The sequence below is a fragment of the Martinezella sp. CNPSo 3732 genome (assembly GCF_057784515.1).
Genome location: NZ_JBXSOO010000020.1, coordinates 18,930 through 39,988 on the forward strand (window position 1 = coordinate 18,930; position 21,059 = coordinate 39,988).

A 21,059-nucleotide genomic window follows, 5' to 3' on the forward strand; every position below is an offset into this window, starting at 1 on the left:
CATATTACACATATGGAGATGGAAATGACAGAGCAATTTGCAGCCGATGTGCTGATTTGCGGTGCAGGCGCGGCCGGCCTGGCGCTGGCCATCGATTTGGCAAGGCGGGGGATTTCCTTCCGTCTGATCGAGAAGATGGACCAGCCTTTCCGTGGTTCGCGCGGCAAGGGTATCCAGCCGCGAACCCAGGAGATTTTCGAGGACCTCGGCATTCTCGACCGGATCGTCGCGGCCGGCGGCATGTATCCGCCCGAGCGGCGATATCGCGAGGACGGCAGATTTATCGAATCCGACATTGCCGAACGTCAGGACCCGACACCGGCAGAACCGTACCATCTGCCGCTGATGATACCGCAATTCCTGACCGAAAAGGTGATGCGTGAGAGGTTGCTCGAGCTTGGCCACAGGCCGCAATTCGGCTGCGAACTCGTTGGTTTCGAGCAGGACCCGAGCGGCGTGACCGCGCGTCTCGCGGGCGAGGCAGGAGAGGAAACTCTCCGCGTGCGCTGGCTTGTCGGCGCCGATGGCGGCCGCAGTTTCGTTCGCCATGCCCTTGGTATCGACTTTCCGGGCAAGACCCTCGGCGTTCGCGCCATCGTGGCCGATGTCATTTTGACCGGTCTCACGCGCGATGCCTGGCACCGCTTCAACGACGGCGACATGTCGCGGCAGATCATGTTTTGCCCGCTCGCCGGGACCGAGATGTTCCAGATCCAGGGGCCGATCCCTCTTAACGGCGACATCGATCTTTCGGCCGAGGGGCTTGAAGCCATGGTGGCGGAGCGCACCAGGCGCGACGATATCCATATCCAATCCGTGTCGTGGTCGTCGGCCTACACCATGAATGCGCGTCTGGCCGATCGATACCGTGTCGGCCGCGCGTTTCTCATCGGTGATGCCGCCCATATTCATCCGCCGACCGGCGGCCAAGGCCTCAATACCAGCGTGCAGGATGCCTATAATCTCGGATGGAAGCTGGCTGCGGCCGCCCATGGAGCCGACGATAAGCTGCTCGACAGCTATGAAGAGGAGCGTCAGCCCATTGCTGCAGCGGTGCTCGGTCTGTCAACAAGGCTTCTCGATGCCCAGAAACAGGGCACTATGCAGCGCGGTCGCGAGGTGCGTCAGCTCGATATAGGTTATCCTTCGTCTTCGCTCACGCTCGAAACGCTTGGGCGCAGCGGCCGCCTGTCTGCTGGCGACCGGCCCCCGGATGCGCCGATCCGCGGCGTTGCCGGTCAGCCGAAACGGCTGTTCGATCTGTTCCAAGGCGGGCATTGGACATTGCTCGGCTACGAAGTACAGCCGGGATCGGTGCCGCCGCGCGCAGGCCTGCATATTCATACTTTCGGCGCGTCAGGCGACATGGTCGACGCCGAGGGCTATCTTCGCGACATCTACGCTCTCTCCTCCGGCGAATGGGTGCTCGTGCGGCCAGACGGATATATCGGCGCGATCGCTGCGGCCGACGACATTGCGATGCTGGAAGGTTATTTCACGCAAGTGGGGCTTGGTTCGGCGGATGCGTCGGGCGTCTGAGGCAATTGCGGGTCATGCCGATTGCGCTGTCTGAGCCGGGCGCGTGGCTCCGTCAGTCCGCCGCCTCCAGCCAAAGGTGCTTGATAGTTCGCGCCTCGCTCTCCGGCTTGTCGGCGAAGACCCAGCGAGCTCGCTCAAGCGCCTCCTTGCGCGCGGTCTGCTGCCGGGCAATGATTGCTTCCAGCAGGCGGGCGTGATCATCGTTTCTTTCGAAGAGATGCGGCTCGCGGTCGGCGACATCGGCCAATATCGACATGTCGAGATAGCGGCCGAGCACGTCGACCAGGGCCTTGGCCTCCAGCTGCTTGGCATGCATGGCGGCCGGCCAGACATCGCGCAGCAGCATGTGATGCATCCAGTAGTCCTGGCTGCGCTTGCGCAGATCGTGAAAGCTCTCTACGTGGGCCGCTTCCGCATGGCATTCGGACAGTGCTCGCAGCGCCTTGCGGACGTTCTTGCGCCAGCTTTTCTGAAAGAGACGGGCCGTGTCGCGGCGGCCGCAGTCGAAGGATATTTCCTTCAATGCCTCACGCGCCTCCGCACAAGTGGCGACCGCTGCCCGTGCTTTGTCTTCGAGATCTGTTTCGGCTTCCGCCATACGGTCGCGTCTCGCGGTCAGCAGATCGCTCACGCGAGCCAGCGCATGCAGTTCCTCCGCAGATGCAGCGGTTGCCTGCAGATAATGGCTGATCTCGATCAACGCGGTTGCGTCGCGCACCCCGGAAAGCGTGAGCGCTACATTCCGAAGCCGGTCATTTTCCCGCTGCTGAAATTGGTGCGCGATGGGAGCTATCAACCGGTAGAGCGCCCGTACGCGCTTGATATTCTTGCGAGCCGCGTGAACCGCTTCGTGCAGGCCCTGCGGCCTCTCGGTCAGTACGGCCATTGCCTTGCCGAGTTGATGCGCCGCGGCCTTATGCACCTCGTCATCAAGAGCCCGATCAGGCCGTATGCGATAGCTCATCGTATTCCTGTTCGAACTGCGTCGCGAGGGCCTGGTTGGAATAGCGGTATTCGCCTGTCACCTCACGTCCGATCCAGTCCGGCAGTTCCGGATTGTCGCTTTCGTCGTCCATTTCCACTTCGGCAATGACGAGGCCGCGATGGGCGCCGCGGAAGACATCCACTTCCCAGGTAAAGCCCTTGAACTGCACCTTGTGGCGAGTCTTCTCGATGACGAGCCCGATCGCCGTTTCCAGCAATTCCTCCGCTTCGTCGACGGGGATCTCATATTCGAATTCGTCCCTCGTCATCGACTTGCCGATCTTGATCGTCAAGGTTGCCTTGGTATCGTTCGTCAGCCGTATGCGCACGGAACGGTCTGCCATGGAGGCAATATATCCCTGTCGCAGGATCAGCCGCTCCGAAACGGAATCACGCCAATGATCGCCGCGCACCAGAAACTTTCGCTCGATCTCTTTTGCCATGCGTTTGACATGCTCCACCGGCACAGATTGGAATAGCCTATAGCAAGTTGCCCCGATTTCCTACCCGTCGTATTTAAAGCGAGCTTTTGTCTCGACAAGCACCTTCGGGAAGGCTATTCGAAAGCCGGATTTCAATCGTTTTAAAGGGAGTGAACCGACCATGGGCGAGAAAACCGAGAAGCTTCTTTCCATCCTGAAACTGCAGCCCGTCGTTCCCGTGCTGATCGTCGACGATGCGAAATCGGCCGTGCCGCTTGCCCGCGCGCTCGTCGCCGGCGGCCTGAAGGCTATCGAGATCACGCTTCGCACCGCCGGCGCGCTCGACGCGATCCGGGCTGTCGCTGACGAGGTGGAAGGGGCTGAAGTCGGGGCCGGTACGATCCTCAATGTCAGCCAGTGGGACGCGGCCGTAGAAGCCGGTTCGAAGTTCATCGTCAGCCCCGGCACAACGCAGGAATTGCTCGACGCTGCGCGCGGCTCGCACGTGCCGCTGCTGCCCGGTGCCGCTACCGCAAGCGAAGTGATGGCGCTGCGCGAGGAAGGCTATACGGTGCTGAAGTTCTTCCCGGCAGAGCAGGCCGGGGGTGCCTCCTATCTCAAGGCCCTTTCGTCGCCGCTCGCCGGTACGGTCTTCTGCCCGACCGGCGGCATCTCGCTGAAGAACGCCCATGATTATCTGTCGCTGCCGAACGTCATCTGCGTCGGCGGCTCCTGGGTTGCACCGAAGGAGCTGGTGGCATCAGGCGATTGGGCTGGGATCACCAAGCTTGCCGCCGAGGCCGCCGCGCTCAAGGGCTGAGACCCAAGCCTATCGAATTCGATTTCAAAGGCGCGTGGAGCTTTCCGCGCGCCTTTTTGCATGATGTGGATTGGTATTTGCGGTTGCGCTTCCTATCTCCCCTTCACCATCAAAAGGACGGAGGACCATCCATATGATCGACGCCCGCAAGCTTCTTGACCAGTTCCTGGGATCGCAGGTTCCAGGGGTGCAGGGGACCGTGAGAGACAGGGCAACGCAGGCCATCAATCTCGCCAGGGACAATCCGATGGCGACGAGCGCGATTGCCGGCGTGCTGCTCGGCACGAAAAGTGGGCGTCAGATCGCGGGCAATGCGCTGACGCTTGGCGGTCTCGCCGCCATCGCAGGCCTCGGCTATCAGGCCTACAAGAATTATCGCGATGGCAATCAGCCGCAGCCGGCGCCGCAATCGGCCCCGCAGGCCGAGCCGCAGTTCCTGCCGCCGCCGACAGATTCCGGTTTCAGCACGTCGCCGGCGGTTGCCAGCAATGATTTTGCGCTTTCGCTGGTGCGTGCCATGATCGCCGCCGCCCGCGCCGACGGCCACATCGACGATTCCGAACGCCAGCGCATTCTTGGCAAGGTGCAGGAGGCCGGTGTCGGATCCGAGGCGGAAGCCTTCTTCCAGCGCGAACTTGCCAATCCCGTCGATCTCGATGCCATCGTCGCCTCGGCAAAGACCGAAGAACAGCGCGTGCAGGTCTATACCGCGTCGCGATTGGCGATCGAACCGGATTCGCGGGCCGAGCGCGGCTATCTCGATCTCTTGGCCGGACGGCTTGGACTCGCGGACGCCCTGGTCGATCATATCGAGGCGACCGTTGCCGGCGCCAAAGTTCAGCTCTGACTGATAGGGCCGGTTGCCTTTCCTCGGCAGCTGGCCTAAGCATGTCGCGCAAAAGTGCGCAGCGGTTTTGCGACAACGACATGCGTGAAATCAAGAGCTTAAGGCGCAAGGAGCGAATCTGAAGGATCGCGACGCGTTTTAAGCCTTCGCCGGAACTCATGTCAGGGCGTCAGGGATGGCTATATTGACGGACAAGAAAAGCGAAACCCGCTCGGCGGCAATTGCGGCTGGCGTTATTCTGTTGGTCGCGACCGCCGTGCTTTACCTGATGCCGAATGTCATCGTCTGGCTCGGCTCGATCTCGCCATGGCTCGGCACCAGTTTCGGCGTGCTCGTCATCCTGGCGTTCTTCTTCGTGTTCTGGATGCGGGCGCGCTATCAGCGTCGCAATAAGCCGTAAGCACTAACGTAAGGCTCTCCCGAACTCTTCCGGAAATCGCTCAGTTCTGCAGCGAGGCGCCGAGCAGGATGACGCCTGTGCAGATGACGAGTAGCGCGCCGAGAATTTCGATGCCGTTGCTCACCCAAACCGAAAGTCTCGAGCCCTTGCCGGTGAAGCGGACGGCGGTGCCTTTCGCGAAGACGGCGATGATGGCAAGCAGCGAGACGGTGAGCGCCGTGCCGATCGACATGGCCAGCACGGACAGCAGACCGCCGAGATAGAGCCCGTTCAGCATCGAAAAGGTCATGACCAGCAGTGCGCCCGAGCAGGGGCGCAGTCCGACGGCGGCGATGGCGGACCATGCCTCGCGGGCACTGAATTTTTCGTTCGACAACATCTTCGGATCGGGAAGATGGGCGTGGCCGCAGGTCTCGCAGTAAGCGCCGTCGCCGGTCGCATGGGCGGGATCATAGCATTGATAGCCGCCGGCAGCGGGCATAGTGGTGCTGCTGCGCGCAAAACCTCTTGCTGAATCCGTGCCTGTAGCTGCTCCCTCGAACAGCGAGAGGCTGATTGGCCCGGCCGATGTCGCAAGCTGCATTTCCTGACGCTGTGCCCGGCTCTGCATCATCGCCCGCAGCTTGCGGAACAAGAGCCAGCTGCCGAAGAGGATGACCATGACGAAGCTGGTGATCTCCATGGCGTTGGTCGCCATCGTCATGGTGATGCCGGAACCGCGCAGGACGAAGTAGGCGGCGCCGACGACAAGGACGGCGACGAGCCCCTGAATGAGCGCCGAGACGAAGGAAATCCCGATCCCGCGTTTCAGCTCGATCTCATTGGCGACCATGTAGGAGGAAATCACCGCCTTGCCGTGGCCGGGGCCGGCGGCATGGAAGATGCCATAGGCGAAGGAGAGGCCGATCAGCGTCCAGAGCTGCCATGGGTCCTGGCGCATGGCTTCGATGGACTTGGTGAGCGCACGATAGAAAGCCTGCTGCTCGTAATTCACATAGAGGAAGATCGGCGCAAGCGGCCCGCCCATCGGCTGGAAGCTCGGCTCGGCCGTACCAATGCCCAGCGGTGAGCCAGCGGCATGGGCGAGACCGGCAGCCGCCACAAGGGCGATGGCTGCGGCCGGCACAAGCGTCCTTAACCTCGAAATCAGCATTGCACATCTATCCGCGTTGCGAAGAGTTTCGACATGGTCGTTCCCGTCGGATCGTTGAAGAAAGCATCCGTCAATGTCGATCTGTTCTCGGCGATGACCTCATCCGGATTGGGCCGGACGACCTTATGCGTGCAGCTTTTGAAGGCGTCGCCCTCCGTCACCAGTTCATTGTCGCTCGGGAAATCGATCGAGGTATAGAGTGTCGGGTCGTAGATGCCGAAGCTCAGCTTGTTGCCCTTGGCGAGCGGCATCGGCTCGGCCGGCTTGACGGCGAAGAACATCAGGAGCTGACCGTCGCGGAAGTCGACATTGATGACATCGGGCTTCTCGACCTTGATCGTTTTGCCATTCAGCGTCAGGTTCGCATAATAGTCGTAATCGGCCAATGACTCGCGCACCGTCTTGCCGACTTCTTTCAGCTCGTCAGGGTCGAGCTTCAGATTGGTGTTTTTGTCGAAATCCATAAGGACTGAGGAAGAGAACACCTCGTCGAAGCGCCAGACATTGCGCAGTTCCTGCACGTTGCCATCCGCGCCGGCGAGCACTTCCAGACGGGCTTCCACGAAAATATGCGGATGCGCCGATGCTACGGCCGGCACGAGCAACAGGCCGCCGGTCAGGGCAACAGCGTAGGCGGTCGTGGATTTTCTCATGCGTCCGATAGGTTTCGCGAGCATTGATTCACTTCGTTTTCTGGTCAGGAAATGAGACGGAATTGGGACCGGCCGGCCAACCTCGGCCGTTCAGCCGTTCTTGCGGAACCAGTTGTGCAGGTAATCCACAAAGATGCGCACCTTGGCCGGGAGATAGCGGCGGTGAGGATAGACGGCATAGATGCCGCGGTCCGTAGGCAGGTAGTCGTTGAACAACGTCAGCAACTGCCCGCTTTCGATCGCCTTACGGCCGATGAAATCCGGGACGATGGCAACGCCGAGATCGGCGAGGGCCGCGCGCAGCGTCGCATGCGGGCTGTTGACCTCGAGCGTGCCGTTGATGGCGACGTTGAAGGTCGTGCTGTCGGCATCGACGAAGCGAATAGTGCCTTGCGAGCGGGTGTTGGTGTCGATGATGAAGGGAATGCGCGTAAGGTCTGTCGGATGTTCCAGCGTCGGATAGCGATCGAGGAACGCTTGCGTCGCGCAGAGATGGACGCGAAAATCGGAAATCTTGCGGGCAATCATGCCGGAGTCTTCGAGCTTAGTGATGCGCACGGCGACATCGAAGCCTTCCTCGATCAGGTCGACGAAACGGTCGTCGGCGGCGATTTCCAGCGAGAGATCGGGATTCTCCTTGGCGAAGTCGATCAGCGATTGTCCGACATCGGCGTCGACGAAGGTGCGCGGTACGGAAACACGCAGCCGACCTTTGAGCTGCTGATTGTTCTCACGCACGAGGTCGGCGAGATTGTCGATCTCCTTCAGGATATCGGAGGCGGTACGATAATAGGTATGGCCGGCCTCCGTCATGGAGAACTGGCGCGTGGTGCGGTTCAGGAGCAGCGCGCCCAGCTCGTCTTCCAGTTCGCGGACATATTTCGACAGCAGCGCCTTGGAGCGGCCGGTCTTGCGGGCAGCTGCCGAAAATCCCTCGGCTTCGACCACGTCGATAAAGGCGCGAATCCGGGTCAAAGTATCCATGGCGAAGCCTCCCGTTAACTGTTTCTGGATGTTGAACAAAACGGGCCGATTTGTTCAATTATTTTTTTCGGGCATGGCTGAAAAAATTTCTTGATTATTACGGCGAATATTCCTATTTCCCGATCAGCCCAAAGTCGCACGTGCCCGTGGGTGTCCGCCGATCCTCGATGTGGTGAGAAAATCGGTAAGGTACCTGGAACTAACCCCTCCAGTCGCTATTTCGGCCAACCGAAAAATGCGAGGACATCTGAAGCAACGACGGTGCGGGCCTTTTTGTTCTCTCCCGGCTTTCCATCAGCCGGGGATACTGAAGAGGCACACCTTCATTGCCGGAAGTGCGGTTGGGATATTCCCTCCAATCCATGGCAGACAAAGCGAATTAGCGCCGCTTGCGGCACTGGTTCATCATCCGCGCTTCGCGCATTTGCACGGTACCGGGGTCTCCACCGGCTGGTTCCTGAGCGAGTGAGCGTCGCCCTTTGTCCTCTGGGTTTTCCCCGGAGCCTTTGGAATTGAAAGGGAATTGACATGACCACGCAACGTATTCGCGATTTCCTCGCTACCCGACGTCCGGACGGTCCTTGCCTGGTGGTCGATCTCGATGTCGTCCGCGACAATTTTCACGCCTTCCGTCATGCCATGCCGGACAGCGCCATCTATTATGCCGTCAAGGCCAACCCGGCTCCGGAAGTGCTGCGTCTGCTCGCAAGCCTCGGCTCCAACTTCGATTGCGCGTCCGTGGCCGAAATCGAAATGGCGCTCGATGCCGGCGCGACCGCACAGCGCATCTCCTACGGCAACACCATCAAGAAGGAGCGCGATATCGCCCGTGCGCATGCACTCGGTATCAACCTCTTCGCCGTCGATAGCCACGAGGAAGTCGAGAAGATTTCGCGTGCAGCCCCGGGCGCCCGCGTGTTTTGCCGCGTCCTGACCGATGGCGAGGGTGCGGAATGGCCGCTGTCGCGCAAGTTCGGCTGCGTCCCGCAGATGGCCGTCGACGTTCTCGTCTACGCGCATCAGCTGGGTCTGGAATCCTACGGCGTGTCTTTCCACGTCGGCTCGCAGATGACTAAGGTCGATGCCTGGGACGATGCTCTTGCCGATGCCAAGCGTGTCTTCGTCTCGCTCGCCAAGCAGGGCATCCACCTGCAGATGGTCAACATGGGCGGCGGTTTCCCGACCAAGTATCTGCGCGACGTTCCCTCGGCCGAAGCCTATGGCAAGGCGATCTTTGCGTCTCTGCGCGCCCATTTCGGCAACCAGATCCCGCACACGATCATCGAGCCGGGCCGCGGCATGGTCGGCAATGCCGGCGTGATCAAGGCTGAAGTCGTCCTGATTTCGAAGAAGTCGGACAACGACGCCGCTCGCTGGGTCTTCCTCGACATCGGCAAGTTCGGCGGTCTGGCCGAAACCATGGACGAGGCGATCCGCTACCCGATCCGCACGACGCGCGACGGCGACGAAATGGAGCCCTGTGTCATTGCCGGCCCGACCTGCGATTCGGCCGACGTGCTCTATGAGAAGAACCTCTATCCGCTGCCGGTGTCGCTCACCATCGGCGACGAGGTCCTGATCGAAGGCACCGGCGCCTACACCACCACCTACTCGGCTGTGGCGTTCAACGGCTTCGATCCGCTGAAGGCCTATATTATCTGAGTCTGATCAAGCCGCTCCCGTAGCCAACCGGGGCGGCACCCTCACAATAGTTCGTCACCACCGCTGATAACGGTATTGGGCACGGGAGGCCAAGATGGCCGCTGTTCTTGATTCTGTCCGCGCATTCTTTGCGCCGTCCACATTCACTCTCGACCTGGAAAATGCAGGCGATGTCGTTGCGCGCGAAAACCTGCTGGATCGCGCCATGGGTCCCGATCGCCGCAAGAAATCGTCGGAAAAGCTGCGCCAGGGCCGCGTTCCGGCCGAAGGCCTGGCATTGGTCGCGCGTGATCGCGCCGGCCATGTCATCGGTACGGTTCGCCTCTGGAACGTCGAAGCCGGCGTCGATCGCGAAACGCGTCCGGTCGATGCGCTGCTGCTCGGTCCGCTGGCGATCGATCCCGCCTATGAAGGCAAGGGTATCGGCTCGGCGCTGATGCGCGCCGCCATCCTGGAAGCAAAAAAGCGCGGTCATGGCGCGATCCTGCTCGTCGGCGATGCGCCTTACTACGAGCGTTTCGGCTTCTTTGCCGCAAAGACGCGCCATCTTGTCATGCCGGGCCCATTTCAGCGCGATCGTTTCCTGGCTCTCGAGCTCAAGGAAGGCTGGCTTGACAGCGCCGCCGGCCTGATTGTCGCCAGCGGCCGCAAACTGGCCCAGCCGCCGATAGCAAAGGCTGCATAAAGCGCCCGAACATCCCAAAGTATCATAAGGCTTCCGCCCGTCCGGACGGAGGCCTTTTATTTGTCTGCCTTCACACTGTCCCTTACCGGATCGTATCCATCCGTCAGCGTTTTCAGGAAAGCGACGATATCCGCGATCTCGGCGTCATTGAGCGCGGGTGCATCGCCGGGCTTGCGGTTCATCGGCGCGTCGATGACGTCGATGTTGGCCTGATACTGCGCCGGCAGGTCATCATATTTCAGCACCTTGCCGCTTGCATCCTTCGGATAGATTTCCGCCGGATTGGTATCGCGCTTGACGTAGAAGCGGGTGACAGCCTCCAGTGTGCGGTAGACGCCATTGTGGAAGAAAACGTGACGGGTAGCGACATTGCGCAACGTCGGCGTTTTGAACAGCCCGCAATTCTGCTGCTGCGCGGAATAGGTGTCGTTGCGCAGCGGTCCGCAAATGCCGGTGTCGTAGTAATGCGCATCGGCATTGGCTGGAATGGCCGGATTGCGCGGTGCGCCGAGCGCCTCGAACTCGAAATCGGTGAAGTTCGGCATTTGCCCATCGCCGGTCATCTTGTCGAGATGGCAGGAGGCGCAATTGCCCTTGTTCGCGTCGTCGAAGAGCTTCAGACCCCGCGCTTCCGCATCCGTCAGCACTGCCTTGCCGCGCAGATAATAATCGTATTTGCTCGTATATGGGTGGAAGGAACGATCCTCGATCTGGTAGCGGGCAAGCGCGAAGCCGATCTCGGAAATCATCATGTCCTGATCGTTGGCGACGTTGTCGCCAAAAAGTGCCGAAATCTCTTTGCCATAGCCCTTCTTCAGCTTGGCATAGACTGCGGTCGCATCGGCATTCGCCATTTCGAAAGGCGAAATCATTGGCTGCAGGGCCTGTTCCTCCAGCGAATCGACCCGCCCATCCCAGAACATGCCGCCCTGTGGCACGAGGTTTACTGCGGCTGCCGCTTCGGCCTTGACGACCGCTTGGGCGGTCAGCGGGCCGGTGACGGCGGCGGGGGCATTGGCGAGAGCCACGCCCGATGCTTCGATCATCGGCGAGGCTTCCGCCGCTTCGTCGGCAGCGCTCTCTTCTCCGATCGAGAAGGAAGGCGTCGACATCTTATAGGCGAGGCTGGGCACGGCGCGGATGCCCGGCCGATCGAGATGCGGGCCACCGAGCTGGACGGCAAGACCGTTGGCCGGCGCATAGTGGTTGGCCGGATCATGGCACGTGGCGCAGGACATCTGGCCGCTGCCGGAGAGCGAGGGATCGAAGAACAGCTTCTTGCCGAGCTGGGCCACCGCGCTCAGCGGCGCCCGGTCATCATAGCCATCAGTTGCCGAAGCACTGGCCGCCGGTTCGTTCGCCATGCCGACAGCCGCACCCGCGAGCGAGAGGCCCGCGAGTGCGAGGAGTGGCAGGAGACGGCGGTAGGTCAGGGGCATTTCCGTCTCCCTTATAGTTTTACGATGCCTGGTTGCCGGTCTTCGGATCGAGGGTCAGTTTCGGCGCGTCACCCTTGGACCAGTCGAACATGGTGTTCAGCGAACCCGAGAGCACATCGAAGGAACCGCCGCCGAGACGGGCGCCGGCCATCCAGTTATCCTCGATGAAGCGCATGACGGAGGTCTGGTCGGTCAGTGTGTGGTCGACGAAGTTGACCTTGGCATAGGGTGAGATGACGAGCAGCGGCTGGCGGGTGCCGTAGCCGCAGCGTCCCTGGGCCGGCTGGCCATTGACGCCGGGCAGGGCAGTACCGGTGGAACAGCTGTCGCCGCTCAGCACGTCATAGCCCTTGACCGGGATTTTCGACGGATTGACGACAGCATGGGCATGGTCATACCAGCCGTCCGAATCGTCGTAGAGGATAATGATGGCGGTGTCCTTCCAATCCGGCGAATTCTGAACGGTGTTGACCACCTCAGTTACGAATTCCTGCTCATCGAGCGGGTCGGAATATCCGGCATGGCCGTCCTGATAGGCGGGCGCCTTCAGGAAGCTGATCGTCGGCATGTTGCCGTTCTTCAGGGCCGCATAGAAGTCGGTCATATCGTACTGGTGGTTTGCCGCATCCGTCGTGCCGATCGCAGCCACGGAAGACGGGCGCGCATGCGTCGGGTTGGCGGTCGAGGCATAATATTGGAACGGCTGGTGATGCGGAATGTAGTCGGTGTAGTTGACCTTGGTGACGGCCGACGTGGTCGCGCGCTTGCAGCCCGTCGTGCCGTCCGGGTTGGTTAGGGAGAGGTCGAAGCCGCCTTCGAAGAAGCCCCAGGTGATCTTGTGCTCGTTCAGCATGTCGCCGATGTTCTTGCCATACATCAGTGCCGTCTGCCCGACCGAGCAGACGTCGCCGGTCGGATCGAAGTCGCTGATCGCAGTCCAGCCGCCATTGCCGTCGGGCACGATGCGGCCCTTGGAATAGGTGCCGTCACTTTCCAGCGTATAGCCGGGCGGCAGGATGGCACCATTGGTCTGACCGGAAATCAGGTTCAGCGCGCCGGGGGTCGAGGGGCCGAAATTGGTGGAGAAGGAATTGTCGTTCAGCGCATAGTGCTGGGCATAATTCCAAAGGGCCGTGACGGTGTTGCCGTCATAATAGCCCATGACCTGGCCCTTGGTTCCGAATGCGCCAGCGGCACCCTTGGTGCCACGGCCGGTATTGGCCGGGAAAAGGTCCATGGCGAAGTTGTTGTAGGCGGCCTGTTCGGCGGTATAGCCATGGTTCTGCGACTGGGTTGCCGCCTGCGTGCGGTCGAGCCGGAAAGGGGCTGCGGCATCGGCACCGTTTGCCGTGTTGGTCTTGTTCGGATTGGTGTCGAGAAGGCCGGCATTGGCGAGCGTGTTGATATCTGTCGGCGTGTTGTCGGCCGCCTTGAATGCCGGCTCGCCGTCGACATTTGCAGCTTTGGGGTAGGTCGCGAAATAATGGTCGAAGGAGACGTTTTCCTGGAAGATCACGACAAGATGCTTGATGGGGGTCGCGGTATTCGGGGCCGGGTTTAGGTCAGCGGCACCGGAGGCGGAACAGAGCAAAACAAGGCCAAGCGCGCCGCCGGCGACAAGGGCGGCGCGACGTGAAAGACGGGTCATCATCATATCCTCTTCGAGTGGGGGGCATTACTCCGGCGCATTTGCGCCGCGCCGGGCTTAGAGAACCCTTTCGAGCTATCAATGGAGTATGACAGTTCCATGAAGGGTGCGGGCAGGCGATTCCACCGCTGATATGGCATCTCCGGCAAGCGCTTGATTTTGCTATGCTGGAAGCAGAACGGTACGAGGCGCCTGTCCGGAGCGTTTACGGTGCTACCTTATGTCACGGACTGCCAGCGGGGCGTTTCCTCACCCTCCTCGTGCTTCGACACGGCCCTTCCGGCCTCCTCAGCATGAGGTAGCCACAGTCCTTCAGGTGAAATCAGATATTCTGATCCATCGTCTCGGCCGGAATCTCGTCGGCGCGATGGATGCGCACAACCACAGCCGGGACGCCTGCAACGGTGCAATGCGGCGGCACGGGTTTGACCACGACGCTGCCGGCGGCAACCTTGCTGAAGGCGCCGACTTCGATATTCCCGAGGATCTTGGCGCCGGCGCCGATCATCACACCGTGGCGGATCTTCGGGTGACGGTCGCCGCTCTCCTTGCCGGTGCCGCCGAGCGTGACGTTCTGCAGGATGGAGACCTCATCCTCGATGACGGCGGTTTCGCCGATGACGATGCCGGAGCCGTGGTCAAGCATGATCGAGGTGCCGATCTTCGCAGCCGGATGGATATCCGGGCCGAAGACGAGCGAGACGAGGTTGGAGAGCCAGCTCGCAATTTCCCTGCGGCCTTCCGTCCAGAGCGCATGGGCGATGCGGTGCGTCTGCAGGGCATGGAAGCCCTTCAGATTGAGAAGGGCATGCAGGTAGGTGGTGCAGGCGGGGTCGCGAGTTCGCACGGCAATGAGATCCGCTTCGGTTGCCTGTAGGAGGGCCGGATATCGTACCAGCACGTTCGACAGCAGCGAAAGCATGTCGCTATGCTCGATCCTGACGACGCAGAGCCGTGCCGCCAGCACATTTGCGAGGCTTTCGGCATCGGAGCTGCCGGCAAGCAATTGCGCTTGCAGCAGTGGGGCGAGCGTCGGCTCGCGCGCAGCAAGCTCGGCGGCTTCGCAGCGGATCACGTCCCAGACGTTTTCGGCTAGGGCAGGAGAATTTTCGGCGATTGCCGTTCCTGACTGAGGCATGATCCTGTCTTTCTGCATCTCATTGTTTTCACGCAATTCCGGACGGAAAACCGCTGCGCACTTTTCCTGGAATTGCTTTAACCGGAGATATCCACAACACCGCAATCGCCGGCTTCGGAGGCGAAGGCGAGTAGCTTGCCGGACTTGCTCCAGCTCATCGATGTGATCGCACCCTTGCCCGGCCGGCGCAAGAGCGCTTCCTTGGCGTCACCGATGCGCACCGCCAGTATCATACCATCGATGAAACCGATGGCGAGAATATCCTCGACGGGGTGGAATTTCACTGAAGTTGCCATGATGTTGGCGCGCGTGCCGAGCTCCAGCGGCGCCTTGCCCATCGGGCCGTCCTTGCCCTGGAAGGGCCAGACGATCGCGGCCGGTGCGCCCGACGAGGCAAGCCATTTGCCCTTGTTGGACCAGGAGAGTGACTTCACCTTGGCGGGATAGCCGGTCATGCGCATATGGCGGGCCTCAGTGCCGGGCTTCGTATCCAGCTTCCAGCCATGCAGCGCATTTTCCTGCATGGTCGTGACGATGAACTGGCCATCCGGCGAGAAGGTGACGCTCGTATGGGCGCCTTTCCATTCGAGATTGATCGGCTGACCGCTCATGCCGACCCAGTGCAGGGATACGCCGTTATAGCGGGCAACCGCGATGCGCAGGCCCTTGGGCGCAAAGGCGATGCCTTCGACGGTACGTTCTTCCGGAAACTCTTTCGTCGTCCCGTCGGAGAGCCGTACGAAGGTACTCTTGCCGTAGGAATAGGCGACGGCGCCCTGCGGGCCGGCTGCAAGCTGGCCGATCCATTTGCGCGACGCTTCGGCCAGTACCATCGTGCTACCATCGGCTGCGATCCTCAGAACCTTGCCGTCCTCGCCGCCGGAAATCAGGCTCTCGCTATAGGGATCGCGGATGCAGGTCAGCATTCCATGATGAGCTTCGGTGATCTTCTCGCCGCCTTCGAGGCGATGGATCGCGCCGGCGGCGCTGGCGAAGATTGGGGTGTCACCTAAAAATTCGACGGCCAGAACGTGGCCGTCGATATCAAGCGGAGCGACAGTCGGCATCAGGCGGACGCCTCGCACGCCTTGAAGCTGGCTTCCAGCTTTTCGCGGTCGAGCTCGCGGCCGATGAAGACGAGGCGGCTTTCATGCTTCTCGCCGTCTTTCCAGGGGCGCTGATGATCGCCTTCGATGATCATGTGCACGCCCTGGACGACGTAGCGCTCCGGATCGTCCTTGAAGGCGATGATGCCCTTGAGGCGCAGGATATTCGGTCCCTGCGTCTGAGTGACCTTCTGGACCCAGGGGAAGAAGCGCTCCGGGTTCATCTCGCCGCCACGCAGCGAAACCGACTGCACGGTGACGTCGTGGATCGGCGAAGGCGCGTGGTGGTGGTGATGGTCGTGATCGTGGTCATGGTGGTGATCGTGGTCATGGTGGTGATGATCGTGGTCATGATCATGATGGTGGTGGTGATCATGATCGCAATCCGGGCCGCAGACGTGATCCTCGTGACCGTGCTCGAGGAAATGCGGATCGTTTTCCAGCGCGCGTTCCAGATTGAAGGCGCCCTGGTTCAGCACGCGCGCAAGCTCGACGCCGGAGCGGGTCGTCTTATAGACGCGGGCAGCCGGGTTGATGGCGCGCACGATATCTTCGATCTGAGCCAGCTCTTCCGGAGAGACGAGATCGGACTTGTTGATGACGACGACGTCGGCAAAGGCGATCTGGTCTTCCGCTTCGCGGCTGTCCTTGAGGCGCAGCGGCAGGTGCTTGGCGTCGACGAGTGCTACGACGGCGTCGAGTTCGGTCTTGGCGCGGACATCGTCGTCCATGAAGAAGGTCTGGGCGACAGGAACCGGATCGGCAAGGCCGGTGGTTTCGACGATGATACCGTCAAAGCGGCCAGGGCGGCGCATCAGGCCTTCGACGACGCGGATCAGGTCGCCGCGAACCGTGCAGCAGACGCAGCCATTGTTCATTTCGTAGATTTCTTCATCCGACTCGACGATCAGGTCGTTGTCGATGCCGATCTCGCCGAACTCGTTGACGATGACGGCGTATTTCTTGCCGTGATTTTCCGAAAGGATGCGGTTGAGCAGCGTCGTCTTGCCGGCGCCGAGATAGCCGGTGAGAACGGTGACGGGAACGGGCTTTTGCGTGGCTGTTTCGGTCATGGGAGCCTCGAAATATGGAAGGTTGCCCCGGGGAGCAGACATTGATCGACTTCCATATAAGGAGTTGGAGACGCCAGTTCAAAGGCTTTTGTATGTTATAAGATCACATTGGATTGCGGAGACGCGGTTTGGCCGCATAGTCACGACAGTGTCGACATATCGAAGCGGTTGACATCCTCAAGCAGTTCGACAAGACCTTTAACGGCATGGGCAATCAGCCTTTCGCCCTTTTCAGCCGTCGCCACGGCCGCGTTGCCGGCCACACCCCGGCTGCTCAGATCGGCCATTTTCCAGCCGAAGGCGTGAGGTCCATAGGCGCGCAGATGCTTGAAGCCCTTGATGAACTCCGATTGCCGTGACGGGAAGTTTGCCGCCTTCGACATGTCCACCTTCTCCGGATACAGCGCCAGCATGGCCGATGTCTCGATATCGCCGCCGTGAATGTCGATGGCTTTGTCATCCGGTGAGATCAGCCCGTCCGGCACGCCGAAGCGCGTCCAGCTGGTGGCGACCGCCAGCATGTTGAAGCGCACGCGCGCTTCCGTCGCGACGATGGTCATCAGCGGCGAGTTGCCGCCATGGGCATTCAGCATGACGAATTTGCGGATGCCGAGATTGTTCATCTGCTCGGCAATGCCGAGCCACCGCCGAACAGCTTCGTCGAAAGCCAGCGTCCGGGTACCGGCGACATCCATATGCTCGATCGAATAGCCCACCGGCTCGACGGCGAGAAACGTGACCGGGAGGTTTGCCGGCAAGGCAACCTTGAGACGCGAGACGATTCCTTCCGCGATGAGCGCGTCGGTTTCGAACGGCAAATGCGGGCCGTGTTGCTCATAGGCGCCAAGTGGCAGTACGGCGATCCATTTTCTTCGCTCTTCGAGCGTCAATGTTTCATCATTGTCATCGAAACATGGCAAAGGATGCGCCATCTGAGGATGTACCTCTTGTTTATGTCAGTAACCTGCGCAATGTCATAGCGTGATGACTTAGCGGCGAAAAGGTCAACGGAATCACGATGGGCAAAAAGAACAAGGTCGGGAAGAAAAGTAAGTCAGGTAAGAAGAAGGATCACCGGGACTACACGCTTGCCGATCTGTCGCCGGCCTTGACGCAGGCGGCGCGGTCCATGCGCACGGTGATGACGCGCAGCCTGACGGCGAGCGGCCTCTATGCTGGACAGGACGGTGTCATTCTTGCGCTCGCGGCAAGCGATGGTCTTCCGGCCGGTACGCTGGCGCAGAAGCTCGGCGTCAAGGCGCCGACGATGACTCGCACGATCGGGCGCATGGAGGCGCAAGGCTTCGTCGAACGGCGGCCGGATGCCGACGATGCCCGCCTGACCAAGGTCTATCTGACCGAAGCAGGGCGAAACAGCGTCGGCGAAATCGAAAGTTCGGCGGCAAGCTGCGATGAGCTTGCGACCCGCGGCTTCTCGGAAAAAGATATCCGCTCGCTTGTGCGTCTGCTCAAGACGATCGAGCACAATCTCCAGGCCGGAGATGACGATGAGGATGAAGACGAATTCTGAGAATCCTCAAGAATTCGTGTTGCGCAGCGGGATTAAAGCTTTTAATTAAAGATTTTAAATTCCGGAATCGTAAAACGAACGGGATATGTTACGGCTGCGTTTCACGGGGAGGGCGCGCGTGGCGCAAAAGATAAAGCTTTCTACGATTGCGGAAACGCTGGGCATTTCAACGGCAACGGTATCTCTGGCCTTACGCGACAGCCCACTGGTTGCGGTTAATACACGAGAAAAGATCAAGGACCAGGCCCGTGCGCTGGGCTATATCTACAATCGCCGCGCGGCGAGCCTGAGGACATCGCGATCGGGCATCATCGGCGTCGTCGTTCATGACATCATGAACCCCTTCTACGGAGAAATCCTGAAGGCGATCGAAAGCGAGCTCGACCGCAGCCGCCATACCTTCATCCTTTCCAATCACTATGATTCGGTCGAAAAGCAGCGAACCTTCATCGAGACGCTGCTGCAGCTCGGCGGCGACGGCGTCATCATGTCGCCGGCGATCGGCACGCCGCCGGAGGATTTCGAGCTGGCGGAAGAAAACGGCATGCCGGCCATCCTCGTCGCGCGACAGATCGAGGCGCTGGATCTGCCGACCTTTCGCGGCGACGACAGCTACGGTATCTCGCTTGCGACCAACCACCTGATCAGCCTCGGTCACCGCTCCATTGCCATGATCGGCGGCACCGATCAGACCTCGACAGGGCGCGACCGCTATCAGGGCTATGTGAACGCGCTGCGCAAGGCGGGCATAGAAGTCGATCCCAATCTGCGTATTCCCGGCGCCCGCTCCAAGCAGGGCGGCTTCGAGGCGGCAGTGCATTTCCTGTCGCTGCCGCAGAAGCCGACGGCGGCTGTCTGCTGGAACGATCTGGTCGCCATCGGTCTCATGAACGGCATTTCACGCGCCGGCCTCGTCCCCGGGGGGGACATTTCCGTCACCGGCTATGACGATCTGGAAGAGGCGGCGATCGCAACGCCGGCGCTGACCACCGTCTGGAACGGTCAAGCCGAGGTCGGAAGGCTTGCAGCGCGCGCGCTTTTGGATAGGCTGGCGGGAAGCCATGAGCCGGATGGTATCCATCTGATCAAGCCGGAAATGCGCATCCGCCAATCGACGGCGCCTTATAAAGCTCGCTAGCAGCGGTTCGGCGCCGAACCGTATCTCAAAAGGAAAGATCCATGTCCGATAGTCGCATCGCCGTCCTCGTTCCGGGGAAGATACACCCGCGCGTCCTCGAAAGGCTCGGTAAGCAGTTCGATATCGTTTCGGTCGAACGCGATGGCGGCCCGAAGGTCGATGCGGAAACCGCAGCCCGCATTCGCGGCGTTGCGGTTGCGGGTGGCTTCAATGCCGGCTGGATCGATGCCTTTCCGAATCTCGAAGTCATCGCCAATTTTGGCGTCGGCTATGACGGCATCGACGTCAAGCACGCTGCCTCCAAGGGCATCGTCGTCACCAATACGCCTGATGTCCTGAATGATGAGGTTGCTGATACCGCGATCGCCCTGCTGCTGAACACGCTGCGGCAGTTTCCCAAGGCTGAAAGCTGGCTGCGCGAGGGACGCTGGGTCAAGGAAGGGGCTTTTCCGCTCTCGCCCTTTTCGATGAAGGGACGCCGCATCGGCATCAATGGTCTCGGCCGCATCGGCCTGGAGATCGCGAGGAGGCTGGAGCCGTTCAAGGTGAAGATCGGCTATCATACCCGCTCGCCCCGCGACTCCCTGCCTTACGATTACTACCCGACGCTGAAGGAGATGGCGCAGTCGGTGGATACGCTGATTTCCATCGTGCCGAAGACGCCTGAGACGCACAAGGTCATCAATGCGGACATCCTCTCGGCGCTTGGGCCGCAAGGTGTGTTTATCAATGTCGGCCGCGGCTGGTCCGTCGATGACGACGCGCTGATAACCGCCCTCGGCAACGGCACGCTGGGCGCAGCCGGTCTCGACGTCTTCTACGACGAACCGAATGTCCCCACAGGATATCTCTCGCTGCCGAACGTTTCGCTGCTACCGCATGTGGCCTCGGCCTCGGTGCCGACGCGCGATGCCATGGCCGATCTCGTTGCCGACAACATCATCGAATGGTTCGCTAGGGGTGAGCCTGTGACGCCGGTGCCGGAAACGCCGGTCAAGCCGCGAGGCTGATTAGACGGCTTTTTGCTGATACGGAGCGACCGCAGGCCGCTCCTTGCTCGCAGCATAGTCGCGCACGGCATCGCCGAAGGCGGTGAAGAGCTTCAGCGATGGCGAATCCGTTTCTGCCCAATATTCCGGATGCCATTGTACGCCAACGGCAAAGGCCTTGGCGCCGATAACGGAGACGGCCTCGATCGTGCCGTCCTCGGCCAGTGCCTCCACCTGCAGTCTCGGCGCCGTATCGGCGATCGCCTGGCGATGCAGCGAATTCACACGCACTTCACCCGGTCCGACGGCGCGGGCGATACAGGAGCCTTCCTTGACGAAGACGCTCTGCCGGATGGAATACATCGTATCGCGATCGACATTCGGCGGCTTGCGGTGATCCCAGATGCCCGGCTGGTCCTGGATTTCGCTGGCGAGCGTGCCGCCAAGGGCAACGTTTAGCTCCTGAATGCCGCGGCAGATGGCGAGCATCGGAATGGCGCGATCGATCGCGCGGCGAATGAGCGGCAGCGATGTCGCGTCACGCGCCGGGTCGAAGGGGCCGTCGCTGTCCCTTGCCTCTTTTCCATAGAGGGATGGATGCACATTGGTCGCCGAACCGGAAACGAGCAACCCGTCCACCCGGTCGAGAATGGCGTCCGCATCGTTGCCGTCCTCCAGCGCGGGAACGATCAGCGCCATCAATCCCGAAGCCTTCACGGCAGCGCGTACATATTGCAGCTGCACCGCATGCCAGCTGGTGCCATCGAACTCGCGGATATCGGCGGGAATGGCGATGATCGGTCTGGGCATGCAAGGCTCCGAAGGCTGCAGACGTTTGTTCATTGGAC

At 60.8% G+C, this 21,059-nt stretch carries 21 protein-coding genes; 9 read left to right on the plus strand and 12 right to left on the minus strand.

From position 1 onward, the window contains the following. Positions 1-24 precede the first annotated feature (24 nt). A complete protein-coding gene (locus AC13RM_RS25410) occupies positions 25-1,539 on the plus strand; it encodes an FAD-dependent oxidoreductase (RefSeq protein ID WP_285177450.1) in 1,515 nt (504 codons plus the stop codon). A gap of 52 nt (positions 1,540-1,591) precedes the next feature. On the opposite strand, the gene AC13RM_RS25415 is transcribed toward AC13RM_RS25410, so the two are convergent. Together AC13RM_RS25415 and AC13RM_RS25420 are read right to left on the minus strand one after the other, a co-directional pair. Continuing rightward, complete coding sequence (locus AC13RM_RS25415; RefSeq protein WP_285177452.1) at positions 1,592-2,503, minus strand: CHAD domain-containing protein; 912 nt, start codon at positions 2,501-2,503, stop codon at positions 1,592-1,594. Then, positions 2,481-2,966, minus strand: coding sequence for a CYTH domain-containing protein (locus AC13RM_RS25420; protein WP_069613322.1), 486 nt, complete (start codon positions 2,964-2,966; stop codon positions 2,481-2,483). The genes AC13RM_RS25415 and AC13RM_RS25420 overlap by 23 nt, the downstream gene beginning before the upstream one ends. Positions 2,967-3,126: 160 nt before the next feature. Here AC13RM_RS25420 and AC13RM_RS25425 point away from each other — a divergent pair, with 160 nt between their 5' ends. From AC13RM_RS25425 to AC13RM_RS25435, 3 genes are all read left to right on the plus strand, one after another. Continuing rightward, complete coding sequence (locus AC13RM_RS25425) at positions 3,127-3,765, plus strand: 2-dehydro-3-deoxy-phosphogluconate aldolase (RefSeq protein WP_113230812.1); 639 nt, start codon at positions 3,127-3,129, stop codon at positions 3,763-3,765. 133 nt (positions 3,766-3,898) lie between these two features. Then, positions 3,899-4,612 (plus strand): tellurite resistance TerB family protein, encoded by a 714-nt coding sequence (locus AC13RM_RS25430; protein ID WP_374816474.1) that lies wholly within the window; start codon positions 3,899-3,901, stop codon positions 4,610-4,612. A 184-nt stretch (positions 4,613-4,796) separates the two neighbouring features. Beyond that, positions 4,797-5,012, plus strand: coding sequence for a hypothetical protein (locus AC13RM_RS25435; RefSeq protein WP_285177454.1), 216 nt, complete (start codon positions 4,797-4,799; stop codon positions 5,010-5,012). Positions 5,013-5,052: 40 nt separating this feature from the next. Here AC13RM_RS25435 and AC13RM_RS25440 read toward each other — a convergent pair whose 3' ends face one another. From AC13RM_RS25440 to AC13RM_RS25450, 3 genes are all read right to left on the minus strand, one after another. Further along, the gene (locus AC13RM_RS25440; RefSeq protein WP_488555825.1) at positions 5,053-6,165 is read right to left on the minus strand and encodes a nickel/cobalt transporter; all 1,113 of its coding nucleotides are present in this window, start codon (positions 6,163-6,165) and stop codon (positions 5,053-5,055) included. Continuing rightward, entirely contained in the window at positions 6,159-6,818 is a 660-nt protein-coding gene (locus AC13RM_RS25445; protein ID WP_374816471.1) for a DUF1007 family protein, read from the minus strand. Before AC13RM_RS25445 ends, AC13RM_RS25440 begins: the two co-directional genes overlap by 7 nt. A gap of 90 nt (positions 6,819-6,908) precedes the next feature. Further along, a complete protein-coding gene (locus AC13RM_RS25450) occupies positions 6,909-7,802 on the minus strand; it encodes a LysR family transcriptional regulator (protein ID WP_374816470.1) in 894 nt (297 codons plus the stop codon). 528 nt (positions 7,803-8,330) lie between these two features. Here AC13RM_RS25450 and odc2 point away from each other — a divergent pair. Together odc2 and AC13RM_RS25460 are read left to right on the plus strand one after the other, a co-directional pair. Continuing rightward, positions 8,331-9,464, plus strand: a complete 1,134-nt coding sequence (gene odc2, locus AC13RM_RS25455) for an ornithine/lysine decarboxylase (protein WP_015341148.1) — start codon at positions 8,331-8,333, stop codon at positions 9,462-9,464. A gap of 94 nt (positions 9,465-9,558) precedes the next feature. Then, positions 9,559-10,149, plus strand: coding sequence for a GNAT family N-acetyltransferase (locus AC13RM_RS25460; RefSeq protein WP_440477648.1), 591 nt, complete (start codon positions 9,559-9,561; stop codon positions 10,147-10,149). A gap of 56 nt (positions 10,150-10,205) precedes the next feature. On the opposite strand, the gene AC13RM_RS25465 is transcribed toward AC13RM_RS25460, so the two are convergent. The 6 genes from AC13RM_RS25465 to AC13RM_RS25490 all read right to left on the minus strand — a co-directional run bounded on the left by AC13RM_RS25465 (position 10,206) and on the right by AC13RM_RS25490 (position 17,485). Further along, complete coding sequence (locus AC13RM_RS25465) at positions 10,206-11,588, minus strand: cytochrome-c peroxidase (protein ID WP_374816468.1); 1,383 nt, start codon at positions 11,586-11,588, stop codon at positions 10,206-10,208. 19 nt (positions 11,589-11,607) lie between these two features. Next, positions 11,608-13,236, minus strand: coding sequence for a phospholipase C (locus AC13RM_RS25470; RefSeq protein WP_374816467.1), 1,629 nt, complete (start codon positions 13,234-13,236; stop codon positions 11,608-11,610). A gap of 322 nt (positions 13,237-13,558) precedes the next feature. Further along, entirely contained in the window at positions 13,559-14,374 is an 816-nt protein-coding gene (gene cysE, locus AC13RM_RS25475) for a serine O-acetyltransferase (protein WP_374816466.1), read from the minus strand. Positions 14,375-14,451: 77 nt separating this feature from the next. Then, on the minus strand, positions 14,452-15,441 hold the full coding sequence (locus AC13RM_RS25480) for a WD40 repeat domain-containing protein (RefSeq protein ID WP_374816465.1): 990 nt from the start codon (positions 15,439-15,441) through the stop codon (positions 14,452-14,454). Then, on the minus strand, positions 15,441-16,553 hold the full coding sequence (locus tag AC13RM_RS25485) for a CobW family GTP-binding protein (protein ID WP_374816464.1): 1,113 nt from the start codon (positions 16,551-16,553) through the stop codon (positions 15,441-15,443). Before AC13RM_RS25485 ends, AC13RM_RS25480 begins: the two co-directional genes overlap by 1 nt. A gap of 140 nt (positions 16,554-16,693) precedes the next feature. Further along, the gene (locus AC13RM_RS25490; RefSeq protein WP_374816463.1) at positions 16,694-17,485 is read right to left on the minus strand and encodes a creatininase family protein; all 792 of its coding nucleotides are present in this window, start codon (positions 17,483-17,485) and stop codon (positions 16,694-16,696) included. Positions 17,486-17,571: 86 nt separating this feature from the next. Between AC13RM_RS25490 and AC13RM_RS25495 the strand changes: the two genes are divergently transcribed. The 3 genes from AC13RM_RS25495 to AC13RM_RS25505 all read left to right on the plus strand — a co-directional run bounded on the left by AC13RM_RS25495 (position 17,572) and on the right by AC13RM_RS25505 (position 20,232). Then, positions 17,572-18,084: a MarR family winged helix-turn-helix transcriptional regulator gene (locus tag AC13RM_RS25495; RefSeq protein ID WP_285173023.1), complete on the plus strand. Its 513-nt coding sequence runs from the start codon at positions 17,572-17,574 to the stop codon at positions 18,082-18,084. Between the two features lie 118 nt (positions 18,085-18,202). Next, positions 18,203-19,222, plus strand: coding sequence for a LacI family DNA-binding transcriptional regulator (locus AC13RM_RS25500; protein ID WP_113230801.1), 1,020 nt, complete (start codon positions 18,203-18,205; stop codon positions 19,220-19,222). A gap of 41 nt (positions 19,223-19,263) precedes the next feature. After that, positions 19,264-20,232: a 2-hydroxyacid dehydrogenase gene (locus tag AC13RM_RS25505; RefSeq protein WP_374816462.1), complete on the plus strand. Its 969-nt coding sequence runs from the start codon at positions 19,264-19,266 to the stop codon at positions 20,230-20,232. Here the strand turns inward: AC13RM_RS25505 and AC13RM_RS25510 are convergent, their stop codons facing one another. Beyond that, positions 20,233-21,021, minus strand: a complete 789-nt coding sequence (locus AC13RM_RS25510; protein ID WP_374816461.1) for a gamma-glutamyl-gamma-aminobutyrate hydrolase family protein — start codon at positions 21,019-21,021, stop codon at positions 20,233-20,235. Between the last annotated feature and the right edge of the window lie 38 nt (positions 21,022-21,059).

Excerpts from the sequence above, each read along its gene's own strand:
- AC13RM_RS25410 (WP_285177450.1), top strand. The coding sequence starts at position 25 with ATGACAGAGCAATTTGCAGCCGATGTGCTGATTTGCGGTGCAGGCGCG.
- AC13RM_RS25415 (WP_285177452.1), bottom strand. The coding sequence starts at position 2,503 with ATGAGCTATCGCATACGGCCTGATCGGGCTCTTGATGACGAGGTGCAT.
- AC13RM_RS25420 (WP_069613322.1), bottom strand. The coding sequence starts at position 2,966 with ATGGCAAAAGAGATCGAGCGAAAGTTTCTGGTGCGCGGCGATCATTGG.
- AC13RM_RS25425 (WP_113230812.1), top strand. The coding sequence starts at position 3,127 with ATGGGCGAGAAAACCGAGAAGCTTCTTTCCATCCTGAAACTGCAGCCC.
- AC13RM_RS25430 (WP_374816474.1), top strand. The coding sequence starts at position 3,899 with ATGATCGACGCCCGCAAGCTTCTTGACCAGTTCCTGGGATCGCAGGTT.
- AC13RM_RS25440 (WP_488555825.1), bottom strand. The coding sequence starts at position 6,165 with ATGCTGATTTCGAGGTTAAGGACGCTTGTGCCGGCCGCAGCCATCGCC.
- AC13RM_RS25445 (WP_374816471.1), bottom strand. The coding sequence starts at position 6,818 with ATGAGAAAATCCACGACCGCCTACGCTGTTGCCCTGACCGGCGGCCTG.
- AC13RM_RS25450 (WP_374816470.1), bottom strand. The coding sequence starts at position 7,802 with ATGGATACTTTGACCCGGATTCGCGCCTTTATCGACGTGGTCGAAGCC.
- odc2 (WP_015341148.1), top strand. The coding sequence starts at position 8,331 with ATGACCACGCAACGTATTCGCGATTTCCTCGCTACCCGACGTCCGGAC.
- AC13RM_RS25460 (WP_440477648.1), top strand. The coding sequence starts at position 9,559 with ATGGCCGCTGTTCTTGATTCTGTCCGCGCATTCTTTGCGCCGTCCACA.
- AC13RM_RS25465 (WP_374816468.1), bottom strand. The coding sequence starts at position 11,588 with ATGCCCCTGACCTACCGCCGTCTCCTGCCACTCCTCGCACTCGCGGGC.
- AC13RM_RS25470 (WP_374816467.1), bottom strand. The coding sequence starts at position 13,236 with ATGACCCGTCTTTCACGTCGCGCCGCCCTTGTCGCCGGCGGCGCGCTT.
- cysE (WP_374816466.1), bottom strand. The coding sequence starts at position 14,374 with ATGCCTCAGTCAGGAACGGCAATCGCCGAAAATTCTCCTGCCCTAGCC.
- AC13RM_RS25480 (WP_374816465.1), bottom strand. The coding sequence starts at position 15,441 with ATGCCGACTGTCGCTCCGCTTGATATCGACGGCCACGTTCTGGCCGTC.
- AC13RM_RS25485 (WP_374816464.1), bottom strand. The coding sequence starts at position 16,553 with ATGACCGAAACAGCCACGCAAAAGCCCGTTCCCGTCACCGTTCTCACC.
- AC13RM_RS25490 (WP_374816463.1), bottom strand. The coding sequence starts at position 17,485 with ATGGCGCATCCTTTGCCATGTTTCGATGACAATGATGAAACATTGACG.
- AC13RM_RS25495 (WP_285173023.1), top strand. The coding sequence starts at position 17,572 with ATGGGCAAAAAGAACAAGGTCGGGAAGAAAAGTAAGTCAGGTAAGAAG.
- AC13RM_RS25505 (WP_374816462.1), top strand. The coding sequence starts at position 19,264 with ATGTCCGATAGTCGCATCGCCGTCCTCGTTCCGGGGAAGATACACCCG.
- AC13RM_RS25510 (WP_374816461.1), bottom strand. The coding sequence starts at position 21,021 with ATGCCCAGACCGATCATCGCCATTCCCGCCGATATCCGCGAGTTCGAT.